Raw genomic sequence first — 19,855 nt, forward strand, 5'->3', positions numbered from 1 at the left:
AATTTATTTCACCCATTTATGCAATATTTGTTCCAAATCCGCTTGAATAATGGGTTTAGAAATATAATCGTTCATCCCTGAATTCAAACATTTTTCTTTCTCTTCAACAAATATTCCAGCAGTCAAAGCGATTATAGGAGTGTTTTCAGAATGACTTAATTTTCTTATTTCAAGGGTTGTTTCAAAACCATTTTTTTTAGGCATTTGGATGTCCATTAAAATAATATCCAACTTCTCCTTTTTATATAATTTTATTGCTTCTTTTCCATCACAAGCTTCAAAAATTATGCAATTGGGAATTATTTTTTTTATTAATTTTTTGGCTAAAAGCATATTAATTCTATTATCCTCCACTATTAATATTTTAGTCTGATTTAAATTTTCAACCAAAAATTCCATATTTTCTTCAACTTGATGCTTACATGGAGTTTTTATATTTTTATCCTTGCTTGATTTTTTAAACTTTATTGAAAAATTGAAATTGCTTCCTTTTCCATAATGGCTATCCAGATTTAACTTACTCTTCATTAATTCTAAAAGTTGATTCGAAATTGCCAAACCTAATCCCGTCCCGCCAAAATTTCGAGTGGTTGAAGAATCTTCCTGAACAAAAGAATGAAATATTTTCTTTTGATTAAGGTGTTTTATCCCGATACCCGTATCTTTTACAGAAAAGTTTATTGTTGAAAAACCTTTAGAAGACGTTATTTCATGAAGATCTAATTGTATTTTTCCAATCATTGTAAATTTTAAGGCGTTCCCAATTAAATTCACAATAATCTGCTTCAATCGTACGGAATCCGCATAAATGAATTGAGGTACATTTTTGTCAATATTCAAGATTAAATCGATATTTTTCAAATTTGCCTGATGTTTGAAAAGACTAATCACTTGATGCGCTAGTAAAAAAAGATCTATTTCTTCTATATTTAATTCCAATTTCCCCGCTTCAATTTTAGAAAAATCTAAAACATCATTAATTAAATCCATTAAAATAATCGCCGATTCATTGACAATATTAGTGTATTCCAATTGATTATTGTCCAGATTTGTTTTCATTAACAAATCAGTGAAACCAATAATTCCATTCAATGGAGTCCTAATTTCATGACTCATATTAGTTAGAAAACTGGATTTGGCTTTATTGGCAGATTCGGCTTGCAGTTTTGCTTTTATTAATTCCCTTTCCATTAGCTTAATCTCAGTAATATCAATAAAGCTAATTACTATTTCAGTTATTTCATGACTACCGTTCATTATAGGAAAACCATTTACCAAAAGTAAAACAGTATCATTAGTGAGCGATCTATTAACTCCAACTATAAAATTTTTAATTGATTTTTTGGTAGTTAAAATTTGGTTTACTGGGTATTTTTCGAATGGTAAGGGTAAATTATTTTCATCATAAAATTTCCAATTAGAATTGATTGACTGTTTTCCCTTCATTTCATCTTCGGTCAAACCCAGCAATTCAGAAGCCTTGGGATTACTAATTATAATAGAAGTGTCCAAACCATGAACGACAATACCCTCATCAAGATTATTCAATAAATCCCTGTGTCTTTTCTCTTTGTCTCGCAATGCGAATTCTGCTAATTTAAGTTCCGTGATATCAACAATAGTAATATGACATTGTTCTCCGTCTACAGAAACCAAACCAGTAAGATAACCATAAAAAACTGATTTGTCATTTGGTAATAGGTTAACTTCACATGATTCTCTGTCTTTGCTTTTGTATATTTTTTCTAAAAACAGATTAAAAATGTTTTTTGTATCATCGGAAACAAAAAAGCTGAACTGACTATTTCCTAATTTTAATCGTTCTTTACCAAGTATAGTAGAACCTGTAAGATTCACATCAATAACTTTTCCTTCTTTAGAAAGTGTAAAATATCCAAAAGGAGCAAAATCATATAATTCCGTATATTTTTCAGTAGACAACTTTAATTGCTCTTTTGCCAATAAAAGTTCTTCGTTCTGCATTTCAAGCTCAATCTGGTGTACTTCTAATTCGTGAATAAATCTCAAAGTTTCTGATTTTGAAAAATTCGATTTAGACTCTAATTGCTGTTTTTTGTTCAGCAATTCCTCTGCTTTTTGCCTAAGAGTAGTTAAGACTTCCGACTTCTTTTTAGAATTTCCCATTTTATTAGCTTTTAAATACCGCCTCTAATTCTAACCTCTTGTTCTAACCTCTTGGCAATGTCCGGAATTTAATTTTCATTTGATTCTAACAAATGCTTGATCCGTTTGTAAGGGGTTCTCTAAACTCTTATTAGTTTTAGAAGAAAAACCTATCCTTATAAATATTCAATTAATGACTCTCTAAAACTATGTAATACAATAAACATTGATGTAAATATGTTTGATTTTTTTTATTTGGGAATTGAGTATGCGTGTTTCAAGTAGGCCTATTTATATTGATAAAATCAAAGATGAATTTCATGCTTTGATTTTATAAAAAACTATTTAATCCTATTTTTAATGAAATTTAGTTTGTTTCCACAACACTATAAATCGATTTAATTGATTGTATTTTATTTTATAAAATGTAAGAATTAGTCCCTAAATTAAAAATCGCTTCCTTTTGGCTTTATAAAAAGACTCTAAGTTAATATTTTTTTTTGATTTCATAAACTGTTTCGCACATGAATATTAAAAACAAATTGAAAATAATCAATTGTATATCAAACAATTAACACTTTTATACAAAAAAATTATAAGACCCCCCGCACCAAGAATTATGTATTTATTCCTGGCTCTGTTTGGCAAATAAATGAACGGTGGTAAAGTCAATTTTTTTTGAATCATTTAAGTAACCATTTATGCAACATGTTTTCTAAATCTGACTGAATGATTGGTTTTGATAAATAATCATTCATCCCAGCTTCCAGACATTTTTCTTTATCTCCAATCATAATACCTGCTGTTATTGCGATTATCGGAATATTTTCAGCACCTTTTAATTTCCTAATTTCATCAGTTGCTTCATATCCATTTTTATTTGGCATTTGAATATCCATCAAAATCGCATCTGGTTGCTCTTTTATATATTGCTCTATGGCCTCATTTCCATCTTTAGCCTCATAAATGGTACAATTTGAAGTGATTTTTTTTACAAGTGTTTTTGCTAAAAGCATATTGATTTTATTATCCTCAACAATTAGAAGCTTTTTATTGCCAATAATTTCTTTGGAAATAAGGACATCATTATCATTTATAACAAGTTCTTCTGCATTTACATTTTTTTTATGTTTTGATTTTGGAAATTTAATTTCAAAGAAAAAATCACTGCCGTCGCCATATTTACTGATCAATTGTAATTTGCTATCCATTAATGCCAATAACTGATTTGAAATAGCCAAACCTAATCCTGTCCCTCCAAATTTTCGATTTGTTGAATTGTCTTCTTGTACAAAAGAATTAAATATTTTTTCATTATTATTTACTTTAATTCCGATACCAGTATCTTTTACAGAAAATTTTAAAATTGGCCATTTAGTATTTGAATTGGTTATTTTACTAATATCCAATCGTATTTCTCCAAAATTGGTAAACTTTAATGCATTGCTTAATAAGTTTACTAATATTTGCTTCAACCGGACAGAGTCAGCCAATATATAATGCGGCACGTTACTATCAATGTTTAGTGTTAAATCTAACTTCTTTAAATTGGCTTGGTATTTAAATAAATCAACAACTTGACGAGCCAATTTATGCAAGTTTATTTCCTCAATATCTAATTCTAATTTCCCGGATTCAATTTTAGAAAAATCTAAAATGTCATTAACAATCTGCATAAGTGAAGTTGCTGATTCATTAATAGTTGACATATATTCTGCCTGATTTTTTTTAAGATCAGATTCCATCAGCAAATGGGTAAATCCTATAATACCATTTAATGGAGTCCTGATTTCATGACTCATATTAGCCAGAAACTCCGTTTTGGCTTTATTTGCAGCTTCAGCTTGCTCTTTGGATTTCAACAATTCAATTTCTAATAATTTACGTGTGGTAATATTCATGAAACTAATCACAATTTCAGTAATATTTCCTTTTTTATCCAAAACAGGAAAGCCATTGCATAATAACCAAATTACATCCTGTTTTGCAGGTCTGTTTACGCCACAAATTATATTTTTAAAAGCTTGTTTTTCAGAAATAATTTTATTTACAGGATATTTTTCAACTGACATGACAGTAAAATCTTCATTCAAAAATGCCCAAGCAGGATCAAAGGCTTTTTTTCCTTTCATTTGATCCTCATTCAGTCCTAGCAATTCAGCCGCCATACTATTACTGACAATTATTGATGTATCTGGTGCGTGAACGACAATACCTGCCTCAAGATTATTCAATAAACCACGATATCGCTCTTCACTTTTAAACAATGCAAAATCTATTTTTTTAGATTCCGTAATATCTCTGGAAAGACATATAAAATGAGTGTCATGATTTTCACTCTCTTTCATAGGAGCAATAGAAAGTTCAAACCAATGCAATCCATCAGCCAATTCTAAATTATATTGCCTTCCATTAGAAAATCCTTTTACCGAAGCTTCCTTTACTGCTGACATCACTAAATTTGACGCATCCGCATGTAATACTTCATTCACTATTTTACCCAGAAATACATTAGGAGGCATAGCGAGGAAATCGTCATTACGAGAATGGTAATTATAAATATGACCATCTAAACCTATTTCAAACAGCATATCAGGTATAGCCTCAAATATGCTTGCCAATTTTTCATGCATTTTCAGCAAATCCTTTTCCACTTTTTTAAGATCGGTTACATCTAACATTGAACCAATAAAACGGATTGGTTTCCCTGAATCATCCCTTATGATTACTGCACGTTCATAAAAATTACCATAATTGCCATCTGCTTTTAGAAAACGAAACTCATCCGACCAGGAACTTGAATTTCCTAAATAGACCTCTTCAATATTTTTTATAACTCTGTCTCTGTCCAATGGATGCAGTCTAGATCTCCAAATAAGACTGTTTTCATCCATTGACAAATCATCATTGTATGAATTTACAAGTTCCTTAAATACTTTATTATGCCAACTTTTACCTGTTATGAAATCCAATTCAAATATCGCATCATTGGTAGCTTGTGAAATCATTTCGAATCGATCGTTCGCAACTTTAATTTTTTCTTCTGCTCGTTTACGCTCCGTAATGTCAGTAATTGTGCCAATGTACCCCACAATCTGATTTTCAGAATTTCTTTCCGGACTAGCTTGCCCCATAACCCAAGCTATTGTTCCGTCAGGGCGAACAAAACGATATTCTGAAAAAGATTCTCCCTTATTCGACACTGCAATCTCCCAACCATTGAGTGTCAAAATTTTATCTTCGCTGTGAACCCCATTTAGCCAACCATTTCCTAAAGCTTCCTCAAAAGATAATCCCGAAATTTGACACCAACGGGAATTAACATAAGTAGCATAACCCGTTGCATCCGCACGAAATATCCCAACCGGAGATACTTCAGTAAGGGTATGATAGCGTTTTTCACTTTCAAAAACTGCTTCTTCTGCTTTTTTTCTTTCCGTTACATCTCTTAAGTTGGCAATAATACCTTTTACATTACTGTCATTGATCATATTATTTATGACCCCTTCCAGCCAGATATAATTTCCGTTTTTATGTTTTGCCTGAAATAAAACGGGAAATAGTTGACCCGGATTATCCACTGATATTTGTATAGACCGATAAACATACTCCAGATAATCCGGATGAAAATATTCCTCATCAGACATATTTTCATATTCCTCATGGGTGTATCCATTTGTTCTGGTTGAAGAGGAGCTACGAAACAAAGTCTTTGAATTTTCATCAAATAAAGTGATAATACCATCATTATTTTCTACCAAGGCACGAAAACGTTTTTCGCTTTCTTCAATTTTATCTTGCGCTATTTTATTCTCAGTGACATCTCTTAAATTGGCTATAATGCCTTTCACACTGCTATCATTCAGCAAATTATTCAATACCCCTTTTAACCATATATAATGTCCGTCTTTATGTTTTACTTGAAACAAAACTGGATGTGAAGTACCCGGATTGTCCAATGTTTTTTGGATATTCTGCTGCATATATTCAACATAATCCGGATGAAAATAGTCTAAATCAGAAATTTCTGTAAATTCTTTTTTTGTATATCCAGTTATCCGTTCCGATGAGGGACTGCGAAATAAAGTATTTAAATTTTCGTCAAGTACGGTGATAATTCCTTCATTATTTTCTACCAATGCTCGAAAATATTTTTCATTATTTTCAATTGTCTCCAATGCAGTTTTTCTCTCGGTAATATCTTTAAAAAAAGCAAGAAAACGAGTCCGGGACAGTTTCACTGCGGTAACGGCTCTCCATCTAATTTCTCCTGTTTTATGAACTGTTTTAAACTCTCCTTTTGAGACACCTGTCTTTATTAAACGTTTAAAACTCTTTTTTAAATTCCCAAGTGACTCTTGGTGAGTCAAATCCCTTATAGACATTGTTAAAAGTTCCTCTTTAGAGTACCCTGTAATTGAAGTTGCAGCATGGTTTGCTTCTAAATAATTTCCTTTTTCGTCCAAGACAAAAACTCCATCAGGAGCATTTTCGATGTAATTCTTAAACTTAGCATTACTTTTTTCTGCTATTACTTTTACTTTATGATCAACTTCAGCTTGCGCTTTGGCTTTTAAATTTTTATCATTTTCAATTTTTTTGGTAATATCTTGCGTGTTCCCTCTTATGGCATATATTTTTCCATTTAAATCCGATACAGGAATAACAATGACATTAAGCCATTTTATTCTATTATTTGAAAATAATGCAGCCTGTTCTAGCTCAAAAGGTTCATTATCAATTATCGATTGACCTATTTTATTTTGAAATGCATCAACATCTGTTTTTGTAAAACGATTTAAATAAACCTCAAATAAATTTTGTTTAGGCTCCTTTTCAATTTCATAGATCGAATATAATTCCTCCGACCAAATCATTTTTTTGCTAATTAAATTGAATTCCCAGCTTCCAATTTTAGCGATTTTCTGGGCATGATTTAATAAGTTTTCACTTTTAATTAGTTTTTCCCGGGTATTTCTTATCTCTGAAATATCTCTTCCAACTGCATAAATATCTCCGGAGGAAATGCTGTTTGCAGTCCATTGAATAGTTACAAACTCGCCATTTTTTTTCAGAAATCTGTTCTCATAATTTATCGAAGGTTTTCCCGTCGAAAGACTTTCAATCTCTTTTAACGTTATTTCAAGATCATCGGGGTGTAAAAGAGGAATTAAAGAATTAGTAAGCAATTCTTCTTTTGAATATCCTAAAATTTCAACAAAGGCGGGATTTACCTCTTTAAAAAAAGCATCAATTCCCAAAACACATACTAAATCCTTAGACTCTTCAATAAAAAACTTGAAACTAGCTAGTGACTCTTCTTTTTTTAGTAATCGATCTATTTCTAATCCTTGGTCTTTTGTTTTTTTGAGCAGATCCTCATATGTTGGCTTCGTTTCTTTCATACTCCTAAAATTCAAATAATAAATCAATTGTACCGGCTAAATATAATAAAATAAAAACAAGAAATTGAATGGAGTGCTTTATTATAAAAAACATTTAAACCTGTAATATCGTTCAACTACTCCATTTTTTACTATCCCAACCAGAATTAATTTTGGCTTACCACTTTTGTAGGAGCTAATTTATTAAAGTCTTCTATTGCCAAATGTTGTTTTATGTATCCAGTTTTGAAAACATTAAAAGTAAAAGATGAAACTCTTATCAATTTATTGAACTAAACCAAAACAATTATTTTGGCTTTTTTTAAGAAAAAATTTTAATTGAAAAAATACAATATATTGTTTTACATGTACTTATGTTAAATATTCTATATCGTAAAAGAACACTTCATTACAGCTTAATGTAAATTTAACAAAAAAATAACCAACATTTGTATATACAAATATAAAATGTGTTACATTTGTACCAACAAACGAGATACATATAGGAATGAAAATTGAAGATGAAATAAAAAGTACAATAGCATTGGACATTTCAAAAAAAATCATTCTGAACGTTTTGTATACACAAAATGTAATTACAGATAATTTTAATGAAATCCTGAAACCTTTTGATATATCCGGAGAACAATATAATGTTTTGCGAATCTTAAGAGGTCAGAAAGGCACTCCTGCAAATATGTGTGTAATTCAAGAACGCATGCTGGCAAGAACAAGTAATACTACCCGATTAGTGGATAAATTGTTACTAAAAAATCTTGTTACCAGAAATGTTTGTCCTGAAAACAGAAGGAAAATTGAAGTTTTAATTACACATAAAGGCTTAGATATTCTTAAAGAATTAGACCCTAAAGTAATTGAACACGAACAATTTTTTTCAAGAAATTTGAGTGCATCAGAAGTAGAACAATTAAATAATTTATTAGAAAAATACAGAAATAAATAACAATCATTATGAGTACATTCTTAGAACACCAAAACTGGCGTTACGCCACCAAAAAATTTGACACAACAAAAAAAATAGCAACTGAAGATTTAAATATATTAAAAGAAGCTATTCGTCTAAGTTCTTCTTCATACGGCTTACAACCTTATAAAGTTATTATCGTTGAAAATCCAGAATTAAGAGCACAATTGCAGCCTGCAGCTTGGGGACAACCACAAATTGTAGAGGCTTCTCATTTAATCATTTTTGCAAATGAAACTAACATTGGAGACGATGCTATTAATAGTTTTTTGAAAAACATAAGCCAAACTAGAAGCACGCCATTAGAAGCATTGTCTGGTTATGGCGATTTTATGAAATCAAATATTTCAACATTAACTTCGGAAGCAAAAAATATTTGGACCGCTAAACAAACCTATTTGGCTCTGGGAAATTTATTAAATGCAGCAGCCGAATTAAGAATTGACGTTACTCCGATGGAAGGTTTTCTTCCTGCTCAGGTAAATGAAATCTTAGGACTAGACAAATTAAGTCTTAATGCTTGTCTAATAGCAACTTTGGGTTACAGACATACGGAAGATGCGACGCAACATTATAAAAAAGTTAGAAAATCAAACGAAGATTTATTTATCACCTTATAATTACTAATTAAAATTAAATATTAATCAAATTCAAATTTAACACATGAAAAATTTAAAGTCAATTGCATTAGCATTAGTAGTAGTTTTGTCTACTTTATCAGTAACAGCACAAACTATAAAAGTAGATGCTACAAAAAGTTTAATCAACTGGACCGGAAAAAAAGTAACTGGACAACATGAAGGTACAATCAATCTTAAGGATGGTGCATTAGTTTTCAAAGGAAAAAAATTAGTTGGCGGTACATTCAATGTAGACATGAATTCAATTGTAGTTACTGACTTAAAAGCTGGTCAAGGTAAAGAAAAACTAGAGGGTCACTTGAAAGCTGATGACTTTTTTGGAACAGAAAAATTTGCGACAGCAACTTTAGTTTTCAAAAAAATAGTAACTAAAGCTCCTAATTTTTACACTGTAACTGGTGATCTAACAATAAAAGGAATAACTACACCTATAACTTTTGATCTTGCAACAACAAAAAACAGCGCTGTAACTACTTTCAAAGTTGACAGAACAAAATACGATATTAAATATGGCTCTGGAAGTTTCTTTGACAATTTAGGAGACAAAGCAATTTCTGATAATTTTGACTTAGCAGTTGTAATGAAATTCTAATATATTTTTCAAAAAAATATTGTAAACCCCAACAAGAAATTGTTGGGGTTTCTCTTTTTATTCCACATTAAAAAAATTAAAAGCTCTTGTAAACATAAGGGCTTTTTTAATTAACATCCTTAAACTTATAATAACAAATAGATAATATTCAGTAATTATTCTTTTAACATACCCACAGTATTTTTGGTAAAAAATAACAAAAGACCATAAATAATTAGATCATGAAAAAAACAGTACTAATTGCAATTCTAAGTTTAATAACGATACCATCTGTAAATGCTCAACAGCTAAAAGGAATTTCAGGCGAAAATAATTGGTTAAAAAATTGGACTAATTTTAAACCAGCCACAACAGAATATAATGATGCAAGCAATATCTTGACAGGAATAATAGATTGTAATATTATACTGTACAAGAAAAACACATACCGCCTCGTGGGTACCGTTTATGTTACCAAAAATGCGGTGTTGACCATTGAACCCGGAACTGTTATAAGAGGTGACAAAGAAACATGCGGTACGCTTGTAGTAACAAAAGGAGCCTCTATCATTGCTGAAGGAACTGAAACCGACCCAATTGTTTTTACATCCAACAACAACATCTCGGAAAGAAAACCAGGTGACTGGGGAGGAATTATAATACTTGGAGATGCTCCCATAAATAAAATGGGTGGTGTCAGTTATTTGGATTTTAACCTTGATTCTGCGATAAGTTATTATGGAGGACAAGATCAGGACAGCAATTCGGGTATATTAAAATACGTACGCATCGAATTTTCCGGCAGAAAAATAAATGCATTAAAAGAACTCAACGGAATATCATTAGCAGGCGTTGGACGCAAAACTAAAATTGACTATATCCAAGTTAGCTACTCAAACGATGATTCCTTTGAGTGTTATGGCGGACTGGTGAATTTGAATAATTTGATTTCCTATAGAGCCACTGATGATGATTTTGATTACACTCAGGGTGTTCAATGCAATATCAGTAATTCTTTAGCTATACGCCATCCCTTTTCCTCAGATATTTCAGGATCAAGATGTTTTGAAATTGACTCTTACGACAAACCTGAAAACACAGACTTTTCGAAAAAATTATCAAAAATAACAGCCAATAATATTACTTTGATAAACATGGAAGAAAGTAATCAAGGATTAGTTAGAGAAGCTATTTACGTTAAAGACAAAAGTTATTTCAGTTTAAATAACAGTGTCGTTTCCGGTTTTAAACAATGTGTTTTACTCGAAAATAAAATAGCCGTAGTTCCTGCTAATTTAGCTAAAATTAATCTTCAAGGAATCTTAATTAATAACTGCGAGAGTAACATTCAAAGTGAAATTGAGGCAAATAATACCGAAATAATGAATTGGTATAAAAATGATTCGTTTTCTTTAGAGTACTCTAAAGTTCCCAATGCATCATTGTTTGCTGAATCTAATACAAAAAAAATACCTGATTTTAGACTAAAGGCAAATAATGTAGTGGTAAATGGATATTAAGGAATAATGATGTAAAAATTAAATCTCAAATAAAGAATAATTAACTAAGCCCCATCATTTTCTTGTTGGGGTTTCTCTTTTTTAATTTATTTAACAAAAAAAAGCAAAATCAAATGTTTTTTTCTTTTTTTATTTTTGAATAATCAAATTACATTTATATCTTTGTGATTATGAAAACAATAATAAACAATACTTGGTGGTGGAACAATTTACGTCAGTCGTCGTGAACTAAGCTCCTATAGTATTATTAAACTATAAATATAAAAGGCTTGTCATCACGACAGGCCTTTTTTTTGTCCCATTATATCACTATCACTCAACACTAAAAAACATACAAATTGAAACCTTTTATACTAAATACAAATTATAAGCAAATCCTTGCAGATACCATTACCCCAGTAAGCGTATATCTCAAAATTCGCGATAAATTTCCTAATAGTTTATTACTGGAAAGTAGTGATTATCATGGAAGTGACAATAGTTTTTCGTACATCTGTTGCAATCCGATTGCTTCTATAAAAATAGAAAATGAAATCATTCATAAGACATTCCCTGACGGTAGTTTTGAGAAAATAACAATTGATTCTGCTACTGATATCCCGGCAGTTATTCAAGAGTTTTCGAGTCAATTTAAATCAGAGAAAAATGATTTCAAATTTATAAATAATGGTTTATTTGGTTACATTTCCTACGATGCCGTTCGTTATTTTGAAAAAGTAACGATTGCTAAAAAAGACAATAGTATTGCTATACCTGATGTATATTATGCGGTTTACCAAAATATAATTGCCATCAATCATTTCAAAAATCAAGCGTATATTTTCTGTCATAGTTTAGATGGAAGAAACAACATTTCGGAAATTGAGCAATTATTGCAATCCAGAAACATTGCTTCCTATAAATTTTTGAAAGAAGGAGAAGGTTTTTCGAATCTAACCGACGAAGAATTTAAGCATAATGTGGCTTTGGCCAAAAAACATTGTTTCCGTGGTGATGTGTTTCAATTAGTTTTATCCAGAAGGTTTACCCAAGGTTTCAAGGGAGATGAGTTTAATGTTTACAGGGCGCTTAGAAGCATTAATCCTTCCCCTTATTTATTCTTTTTTGATTATGGCGATTTCAAAATATTTGGTTCTTCACCAGAGGCACAAATTATAGTAAAAGACCGTAAAGCCGAAATTCACCCTATCGCAGGAACTTTCAAAAGAACGGGCGATGACGAAAAAGATGCCATACTTGCCAAAGAATTATCCGAAGATAAAAAAGAAAACAGCGAACATGTAATGCTGGTAGATTTAGCCAGAAACGATTTGAGCAGAAACGGACATAATGTGAAAGTCGAAAAATATAGAGAAGTACAGTTTTTCTCTCATGTGATTCACTTGGTTTCAAAAGTAACCGGACATTTACACGAAAATGCCACAACCATGCAAGTGGTAGCAGATACTTTCCCTGCAGGAACATTAAGCGGTGCTCCTAAGCACAGAGCGATGCAGCTGATTGAAGAATACGAAAAAACAAACCGAAATTTTTATGGCGGAGCCATCGGTTTTATGGATTTTGAAGGTAATTTTAATCACGCCATTATGATTCGTACGTTCCTAAGTAAAGATCATCAATTGCATTCTCAAGCCGGTGCAGGAATTGTAGCCAGCTCTGATGAAGAAAGCGAAATGCAGGAAGTGTATAATAAATTGAGGGCGTTGAATGCGGCTTTGGATTTAGCGGAAACTATTTAGTAGTGTTCAGTTTTTAGTGTTCAGTCGATTTATTATGAATGAACTATTTAACCATTTATACAAATAATTACAAAAAATAATCTATTCATAGAATCCATCCTCCCATTTTGAGCGGGGCTTAAGATGAGAAAAAGAAAACAAAATGAAAAAAATACTAGTCATAGACAATTACGATAGTTTCACTTACAATTTAGTGCATTATCTGGAAGATTTAGATTGTGAAGTAACCGTTTACAGAAACGATGAATTTGATATTGATGAAATTGCAGTTTTCGATAAAATACTACTTTCTCCAGGACCTGGAATCCCAGATGAAGCAGGATTATTGAAAGATGTAATTAGAAAATATGGTCCGACCAAAAGTATTTTTGGCGTATGCTTAGGTCAACAAGCAATAGGTGAAGTTTACGGAGGAACACTCTCTAATCTGGACAAAGTGTATCATGGTGTTGCCACCAATGTAAAAACAGTAGTTGATGATGAGCTTTTATTCGAAGGATTAGGAAATGAATTCGAAGTAGGACGTTATCATTCTTGGGTGGTTGATGCCAATTTGCCGGATGTTCTCGAAGCGACTTCATTCGACGAAAATGGACAAGTAATGTCGTTGCGTCACAAAACGTATGATGTTCGTGGTGTTCAGTTCCACCCTGAAAGTGTTTTGACTCCTAATGGGAAAAAGATATTGGAGAATTGGGTGAAGATTTAGTTTTCAGTCGCAGTATTCAGTAAACAGTAAAAACTTAGTTTCTCAGTAGCTTTGAAACTTAGCACCAATAAAAAAATGAAAAACATATTAAACAGATTAATCAATCACGAAATGCTTTCGAAAGAAGAAGCAAAAAATGTATTGGTTAATATATCGAACGGGAGTTACAACACCAGCCAGATTGCATCCTTCCTTACCGTATACATGATGCGAAGCGTAAGCATTGAAGAGCTTTCCGGATTCCGTGAAGCATTATTAGACTTGTGCATCCGTGTGGATTTATCCGCTTACAATACCATCGATTTGTGTGGAACAGGTGGTGATGGAAAAGATACGTTCAATATTTCTACTTTGGCTTCCTTTGTGGCGGCAGGTGCAGGAATAAAAGTGGCTAAACACGGTAATTACGGAGTATCATCTATTTCAGGATCCAGCAATGTTATGGAGAAACTAGGAATCAAGTTCAGCAATGACAATGATTTTCTGGAAAGATGTATCGACAAAGCAGGAATTTGTATTTTACATGCACCGTTATTTCACCCCGCCATGAAAAATGTGGGACCAATCCGAAAAGAATTGGGGGTGAAAACCTTCTTCAATATGTTGGGACCAATGGTGAATCCATCCTTTCCTAAAAACCAATTAGTAGGTGTTTTTAATTTGGAACTAGCCAGAATGTATGCGTATTTGTATCAAAATACTAATGTGAATTTCACCATCCTACATTCGCTTGACGGTTATGACGAAGTTTCATTGACAGGCCCTACAAAAATGATTACCAGTTCCATGGAAGGAATGCTAAATCCAGAAGATTTTGGTGTTCGCCTTTTGCTCCAAAGCGAAATTGAAGGCGGGTCAACAATAGAAGAATCCGCTCAAATGTTTACTGATATCATTTCTGGAAAAGGAACAGAAGCTCAAAACAACGTAGTTTGTGCCAATGCTGCCATGGCAATTGCAACGGTCACAAAATGTTCTCCTTTAGAAGGATTTCAAATAGCGAAAGAAAGTTTATTATCTGGAAAAGGACTTGTAGCTTTGAATACGCTACAGGAATTGAGTAGATAAACACTGATTGCACAGATTAACACAGATAAAAACTTAGTGACTTAGCGCCTTTGCGGCAAAATACAAAATGAATATACTTGATAAAATAATAATCGACAAAAGAAGAGAAGTCATTCTCAAGAAATCCATCATTCCTGTTTCACAATTGGAAGCTTCTGTTTTCTTTGAAAAAAAGACAATTTCTTTAAGTGACAATTTAAGAAACAGCACATCTGGAATTATTGCAGAGCACAAACGTCGTTCACCATCAAGAGCGGAAATAAATTATAGCTTTACGGTAGAAGAAGTAGCAAAAGGCTACGAAACAGCTGGTGCTTGCGGGATTTCTGTATTGACGGATGGAAAATATTTTGGTGGTTCGCTAGACGATTTGCTTTTGGCAAGAGCCACAGTAAATATCCCGTTATTGAGAAAAGAATTTATTGTTGATGAATACCAAATATTAGAAGCCAAAGCCCACGGAGCCGATTTAATTTTGCTCATCGCTGCAGTTTTGACAAGAGAGGAAATCAAATCATTGTCTGAATTTGCTAAAAGTCTTGGACTCGAAGTTTTACTGGAAGTTCACAATCAGGAAGAGTTGGAAAAATCGATAATGCCAACATTGGATATGATTGGTGTGAACAACAGAAACCTAAAAACATTCGAAGTGAGTTTGGATTTCAGCAAGCAATTGGCAGCACAAATTCCAGATGATTTTGTGAAAATTTCCGAAAGCGGGATTTCATCAATCGAAGCAATCAACGAATTAAAACCTTTTGGCTACAAAGGATTCTTAATTGGAGAAAACTTCATGAAAACCGATAATGCTGGTAAAGCAGCAACCGAATTTATTAAACAATTAGCCCCCTAACCCCCCAAGGGGGAACTAGCAACTAATAAATATATTTAGTTATTATGCAATCAACTTCAAAAAACATTTCCACAAAAACTAATCTAGGTTCGGCTCCTTCCCCTTCGGGGAGTCCCGAGGCTTCGGGAGGGGTGGGGATAAAAATCTGCGGTATGAAACATCCCGATAATATAATTGAAGTAGGTTCGCTACTACCTGATTATATGGGTTTTATATTCTGGGAGAAATCAGCCCGATATTTTGACGGAGTGATTCCAGAATTACCAAAATCAATTAAAAAAGTAGGCGTTTTTGTAAATGAAACTGTCGAAGTAATTTTGGCGAAAGCCCAAAAATACGATTTGCAAGTCATTCAATTACACGGTCAAGAACCCGCCGAATTTTGTTTAAATTTAAAAAATGAATTAGATACGAAAATCGAGATAATTAAAGTATTCTCGGTCGATGATAATTTTGATTTTGAAGTGTTGAAACCATTTGAAGCCGTTTGTGACTATTTCCTTTTTGATACCAAAGGAAAATTACCTGGCGGAAACGGAACCACATTCGATTGGAAAGTATTAGAAAAGTATCCTTCAAGCAAACCATTATTCTTGAGTGGAGGAATCGGAATTGAGGATATGGAAGCAGTAAATGAAATTTCGAAAACCAATTTACCCCTTTACGCCATTGACGTAAACAGTAAATTTGAAATAGAACCCGGATTAAAAAACACACAATTATGTAGAGACGCACTGCAGTGCGTCTCTACAGGAAACAAAATAAAAAAATAAAATTATGTCATACAATGTCAACGAAAAAGGCTATTACGGAGAATTTGGAGGAGCCTACATTCCTGAAATGTTATATCCAAATGTAGAAGAATTACGCCAGAATTATTTAAAAATAACCGCTGAACCTGAGTTTCAGGCTGAATTTGATGCCTTGCTTAAAGATTACGCAGGTCGCCCTACGCCTCTTTATTTTGCAAAACGCCTATCAGAGCAATACAACACTAAAGTTTATCTGAAAAGAGAAGATTTGTGTCACACTGGCGCCCATAAAATCAACAACACCATCGGACAAATCCTACTTGCAAAGCGTTTAGGCAAAACCAGAATCATTGCCGAAACTGGTGCAGGACAGCACGGTGTCGCGACAGCAACCGTCTGTGCGCTTATGGGATTAGAATGCATCGTTTATATGGGGGAAATCGACATCAAGCGTCAAGCGCCAAATGTGGCTCGTATGAAAATGTTAGGTGCCGAAGTTCGTCCCGCTCTTTCAGGATCTCGAACCCTAAAAGACGCCACTAATGAAGCCATTCGCGACTGGATCAACAATCCTGTCGACACTTATTATATTATTGGATCTGTCGTGGGCCCGCATCCTTATCCAGATATGGTTGCGCGTTTCCAAAGTGTTATCTCTAAGGAAATCAAAGAACAATTATTAGAAAAAGAAGGCCGCGAAAATCCGGATTACGTGATCGCTTGTGTGGGTGGCGGAAGCAACGCTGCCGGAACTTACTACCATTTTCTTGAGGAGCCATCCGTAAATATTATCGCTGTGGAAGCCGCGGGATTAGGCGTAGATTCTGGTGAAAGTGCCGCAACCTCAGTATTAGGTAAAGTGGGCGTTATTCATGGCAGCAAAACCTTGTTAATGCAATCTGTTGACGGTCAGATTACGGAACCGTATTCTATTTCTGCAGGTTTAGATTACCCGGGAGTTGGTCCTATGCACGCGCACTTATTCGCTTCAAAAAGAGCCCAATTCATCTCCATTACGGATCAGCAAGCCATGGATTGGGGTATAAAACTATCCCAGATGGAAGGTTTGATTCCTGCAATAGAAAGCGCGCATGCCTTTGCCGTTCTCGACGAAATGAAATTCAAACCAGAAGATATCGTGGTCATCAATCTTTCCGGTCGTGGCGACAAAGATTTGAATACTTATATTGATTATTTTAAATTATAGTTGAGTTTATCCTGATTTTTTCAGGGCGTTACCCCGCTTTCACTAGCGTTTCAGCGCGGTCAGGCTTTCCGTTGCAATCTTTTTTATCTCGTTAAAAAACGAGACAAAAAAGGATTTCCACTTTAATCCTTAACGCAAACGCAACGATAAAAATGAAAAACAATTTAACATTGCCAAAATAAAACCTATGGAAAAATTATTCGCTTACGGCAGCTTGCAAAATGAGGACATACAAAAAGATCTTTTTGGGCGTATTCTTGAGGGAACTCCTGAAACGTTAATTGGTTATGTAGTAAAGGAAATTCAAATCGAAGAAGAATTTGGATTGGTACACTATCCCATTATTACCGAAACCAATAGACCGGAAGATACAATCAACGGTATGGTATATTCCATTTCGCTGCAAGAACTTCGCCAAACGGATCTTTACGAAGGATTGCATTACAAACGCGTGGAAGTGCATTTGCAATCCGACCAAAAAGCTTGGGCCTATAGCGCGGCAATTTAAACTAGTAAATTAAAACTATAAGGTCAAAATAGACCTTGTAAACAGAATAAAAAACATTAAAATGAACAGAATAAATCAAAAATTACAAGAAACTAAAAAGATACTTTCTATCTATTTCTCTGCAGGATATCCTAATCTGAACGACACGGTACAAATCATTCAGGATTTAGAGAAAAGCGGCGTTGACATGATTGAAATCGGGTTGCCGTTTAGTGATCCATTGGCCGACGGACCAACGATTCAGGCCAGTTCAACCCAAGCGTTACATAACGGAATGACAACACAAGTTTTGTTTGACCAATTAAAGGACATTCGGAAATCAGTTTCGATACCGTTGATAATAATGGGCTATTTCAACCCGATGTTGCAATACGGAATAGAGAATTTCTGCCAGAAATGTGCCGAAATTGGCATCGATGGTTTAATCATTCCCGATCTTCCCGTTGATGTGTATGCCGATGAATACAAAGCAACTTTCGAAAAATACGGATTGAAAAATATATTCTTGATTACGCCACAAACTTCAGTAGAGCGCATCAACTTTATTGACAGTGTATCTGATGGATTTATCTATATGGTAAGTTCGGCGAGTGTTACGGGTTCCCAAACTGGTTTTGGAAGCATTCATGAAGATTATTTCAAACGCATTGCCGACATGAATCTAAAAAATCCTCAGGTAATTGGATTTGGAATCAACAACAAGGAAACTTTTAACCAAGCCACACAATTTGCCAAAGGAGCAATTATAGGAAGTGCATTCATTCAGCATTTAACCGAAAATGGAATTGGAAAAATCGAAGAGTTCGTAAAAGCGATTCGATAAACAACTTCTTAATATATTTAGTAAACGGCGTTTAAGTGAATTTTAAACGCCGTTTTTTTGTGTTTAAATCTTATAAAATACTAAACTATTTGTAAGGTTATTTTCATATATTAGCAAAAACAAAAAAGATGACGTTTGTCAGACAAAGCCACCCAAATTTGGGGTGACAGGTCTGATGTCGTCAGTACTATATACTAGTTATGCGCAACTTTACCTAAAAAAATGAACGAATTTTTAAAACTAAACAAAGAATTTTTAATAAAAAGCTATTATTGGTTTAGTGGAATATTAACTACAGGTTTTTTACTTTATTTGTGTTTTTTCTATAAAGAAGTTACTTTATATTTGATAGTGATAATATTAATTTTAACCATATTAATACTTCCATTTTTTGTTCTTAGTGTTTGGACTTATGACTGGAATAGAAAAAGAAAATATATTAACCGAATTGTTAAACAAAATCCATATTCAGAATTGGAAAAAATTGGGTTTAATAAAAAAACTTTAATTGAAAATCATAACAGCTTAAAAGATTATGTTCCGTTTGGAGAAATTAATGGAATTCAAATAATACTAAATGTTGATATTCGAAAATCAAAAGTTGTAGAGTTTACAACGTATTGCAATACATTCAATTTAAACAGCAAACAGTTTTCTGAAAAATTTAATGAATTAAAACACAAAAATATTGAATTGAGCTTTTATTCATTGACAATGAAAATAGATACCAAAAGAGAAAAAATATCAATTCAAAATCTTGAAATGATGTTGTCGGAACTAACACATATTGTAAAAATAAATAAATTTGAACCGATTTTAATAACAGAATTTAAAAACGAATAAAAGCAGCGCATAATCGAGTAGACGGCTCCGCCAGAAACTGACGGAGTGCGCCTCTCACACCACCGTACGTACGGGTCTCGTATACGGCGGTTCGCAAAGTGATGGGTTGAGTTCCATGTAAATCTCCA

The 19,855-nt window shown here is 33.1% G+C and carries 15 protein-coding genes; 13 read left to right on the top strand and 2 right to left on the bottom strand.

Going from position 1 to position 19,855, the window contains the following annotated elements; all coding sequences use genetic code 11:
- Nucleotides 1-3: 3 nt before the first annotated feature.
- Both ACFX5E_RS13495 and ACFX5E_RS13500 read right to left on the bottom strand, forming a co-directional pair.
- Complete coding sequence (locus ACFX5E_RS13495; protein WP_379855680.1) at nucleotides 4-2,145, bottom strand: response regulator; 2,142 nt, start codon at nucleotides 2,143-2,145, stop codon at nucleotides 4-6.
- 662 nt (nucleotides 2,146-2,807) lie between these two features.
- Entirely contained in the window at nucleotides 2,808-7,529 is a 4,722-nt protein-coding gene (locus ACFX5E_RS13500; RefSeq protein ID WP_379855681.1) for a PAS domain S-box protein, read from the bottom strand.
- 487 nt (nucleotides 7,530-8,016) lie between these two features.
- Between ACFX5E_RS13500 and ACFX5E_RS13505 the strand changes: the two genes are divergently transcribed.
- The 13 genes from ACFX5E_RS13505 to ACFX5E_RS13565 all read left to right on the top strand — a co-directional run bounded on the left by ACFX5E_RS13505 (nucleotide 8,017) and on the right by ACFX5E_RS13565 (nucleotide 19,727).
- Nucleotides 8,017-8,472, top strand: coding sequence for a MarR family winged helix-turn-helix transcriptional regulator (locus tag ACFX5E_RS13505; RefSeq protein WP_379855682.1), 456 nt, complete (start codon nucleotides 8,017-8,019; stop codon nucleotides 8,470-8,472).
- 8 nt (nucleotides 8,473-8,480) lie between these two features.
- Complete coding sequence (locus tag ACFX5E_RS13510) at nucleotides 8,481-9,113, top strand: NAD(P)H-dependent oxidoreductase (protein WP_379855684.1); 633 nt, start codon at nucleotides 8,481-8,483, stop codon at nucleotides 9,111-9,113.
- Nucleotides 9,114-9,156: 43 nt separating this feature from the next.
- Nucleotides 9,157-9,726, top strand: a complete 570-nt coding sequence (locus ACFX5E_RS13515) for a YceI family protein (RefSeq protein ID WP_379855685.1) — start codon at nucleotides 9,157-9,159, stop codon at nucleotides 9,724-9,726.
- Between the two features lie 221 nt (nucleotides 9,727-9,947).
- A complete protein-coding gene (locus ACFX5E_RS13520) occupies nucleotides 9,948-11,225 on the top strand; it encodes a hypothetical protein (RefSeq protein WP_379855686.1) in 1,278 nt (425 codons plus the stop codon).
- Between the two features lie 338 nt (nucleotides 11,226-11,563).
- On the top strand, nucleotides 11,564-12,964 hold the full coding sequence (locus ACFX5E_RS13525) for an anthranilate synthase component I family protein (protein WP_379855687.1): 1,401 nt from the start codon (nucleotides 11,564-11,566) through the stop codon (nucleotides 12,962-12,964).
- A gap of 142 nt (nucleotides 12,965-13,106) precedes the next feature.
- On the top strand, nucleotides 13,107-13,673 hold the full coding sequence (locus tag ACFX5E_RS13530; protein ID WP_379855688.1) for an anthranilate synthase component II: 567 nt from the start codon (nucleotides 13,107-13,109) through the stop codon (nucleotides 13,671-13,673).
- A 75-nt stretch (nucleotides 13,674-13,748) separates the two neighbouring features.
- The gene (gene trpD, locus ACFX5E_RS13535; RefSeq protein WP_379855689.1) at nucleotides 13,749-14,741 is read left to right on the top strand and encodes an anthranilate phosphoribosyltransferase; all 993 of its coding nucleotides are present in this window, start codon (nucleotides 13,749-13,751) and stop codon (nucleotides 14,739-14,741) included.
- 67 nt (nucleotides 14,742-14,808) lie between these two features.
- Nucleotides 14,809-15,594 carry an indole-3-glycerol phosphate synthase TrpC gene (gene trpC / locus ACFX5E_RS13540; protein WP_379855690.1) on the top strand — a complete coding sequence of 262 codons (786 nt, stop codon included), beginning with the start codon at nucleotides 14,809-14,811 and terminating at the stop codon, nucleotides 15,592-15,594.
- Nucleotides 15,595-15,725: 131 nt separating this feature from the next.
- Nucleotides 15,726-16,367 (top strand): phosphoribosylanthranilate isomerase, encoded by a 642-nt coding sequence (locus tag ACFX5E_RS13545; RefSeq protein ID WP_465254607.1) that lies wholly within the window; start codon nucleotides 15,726-15,728, stop codon nucleotides 16,365-16,367.
- Nucleotides 16,368-16,371: 4 nt separating this feature from the next.
- Complete coding sequence (trpB, locus tag ACFX5E_RS13550; protein ID WP_379855691.1) at nucleotides 16,372-17,553, top strand: tryptophan synthase subunit beta; 1,182 nt, start codon at nucleotides 16,372-16,374, stop codon at nucleotides 17,551-17,553.
- Between the two features lie 187 nt (nucleotides 17,554-17,740).
- Entirely contained in the window at nucleotides 17,741-18,061 is a 321-nt protein-coding gene (locus ACFX5E_RS13555) for a gamma-glutamylcyclotransferase family protein (protein ID WP_379855692.1), read from the top strand.
- A 61-nt stretch (nucleotides 18,062-18,122) separates the two neighbouring features.
- Nucleotides 18,123-18,884 (top strand): tryptophan synthase subunit alpha, encoded by a 762-nt coding sequence (gene trpA / locus ACFX5E_RS13560; RefSeq protein ID WP_379855693.1) that lies wholly within the window; start codon nucleotides 18,123-18,125, stop codon nucleotides 18,882-18,884.
- Nucleotides 18,885-19,106: 222 nt separating this feature from the next.
- Nucleotides 19,107-19,727 carry a hypothetical protein gene (locus ACFX5E_RS13565; protein ID WP_379855694.1) on the top strand — a complete coding sequence of 207 codons (621 nt, stop codon included), beginning with the start codon at nucleotides 19,107-19,109 and terminating at the stop codon, nucleotides 19,725-19,727.
- Nucleotides 19,728-19,855 lie beyond the last annotated feature (128 nt).

The organism is Flavobacterium xylosi (genome assembly GCF_042787345.1).
GTDB classification, from domain to species: Bacteria; Bacteroidota; Bacteroidia; order Flavobacteriales; family Flavobacteriaceae; genus Flavobacterium; species Flavobacterium xylosi.

Excerpts from the sequence above, each read along its gene's own strand:
- ACFX5E_RS13495 (WP_379855680.1), bottom strand. The coding sequence starts at position 2,145 with ATGGGAAATTCTAAAAAGAAGTCGGAAGTCTTAACTACTCTTAGGCAA.
- ACFX5E_RS13515 (WP_379855685.1), top strand. The coding sequence starts at position 9,157 with ATGAAAAATTTAAAGTCAATTGCATTAGCATTAGTAGTAGTTTTGTCT.
- ACFX5E_RS13500 (WP_379855681.1), bottom strand. The coding sequence starts at position 7,529 with ATGAAAGAAACGAAGCCAACATATGAGGATCTGCTCAAAAAAACAAAA.
- ACFX5E_RS13530 (WP_379855688.1), top strand. The coding sequence starts at position 13,107 with ATGAAAAAAATACTAGTCATAGACAATTACGATAGTTTCACTTACAAT.
- ACFX5E_RS13555 (WP_379855692.1), top strand. The coding sequence starts at position 17,741 with ATGGAAAAATTATTCGCTTACGGCAGCTTGCAAAATGAGGACATACAA.
- ACFX5E_RS13565 (WP_379855694.1), top strand. The coding sequence starts at position 19,107 with ATGAACGAATTTTTAAAACTAAACAAAGAATTTTTAATAAAAAGCTAT.
- ACFX5E_RS13520 (WP_379855686.1), top strand. The coding sequence starts at position 9,948 with ATGAAAAAAACAGTACTAATTGCAATTCTAAGTTTAATAACGATACCA.
- trpC (WP_379855690.1), top strand. The coding sequence starts at position 14,809 with ATGAATATACTTGATAAAATAATAATCGACAAAAGAAGAGAAGTCATT.
- ACFX5E_RS13510 (WP_379855684.1), top strand. The coding sequence starts at position 8,481 with ATGAGTACATTCTTAGAACACCAAAACTGGCGTTACGCCACCAAAAAA.
- ACFX5E_RS13505 (WP_379855682.1), top strand. The coding sequence starts at position 8,017 with ATGAAAATTGAAGATGAAATAAAAAGTACAATAGCATTGGACATTTCA.
- trpB (WP_379855691.1), top strand. The coding sequence starts at position 16,372 with ATGTCATACAATGTCAACGAAAAAGGCTATTACGGAGAATTTGGAGGA.
- trpD (WP_379855689.1), top strand. The coding sequence starts at position 13,749 with ATGAAAAACATATTAAACAGATTAATCAATCACGAAATGCTTTCGAAA.
- trpA (WP_379855693.1), top strand. The coding sequence starts at position 18,123 with ATGAACAGAATAAATCAAAAATTACAAGAAACTAAAAAGATACTTTCT.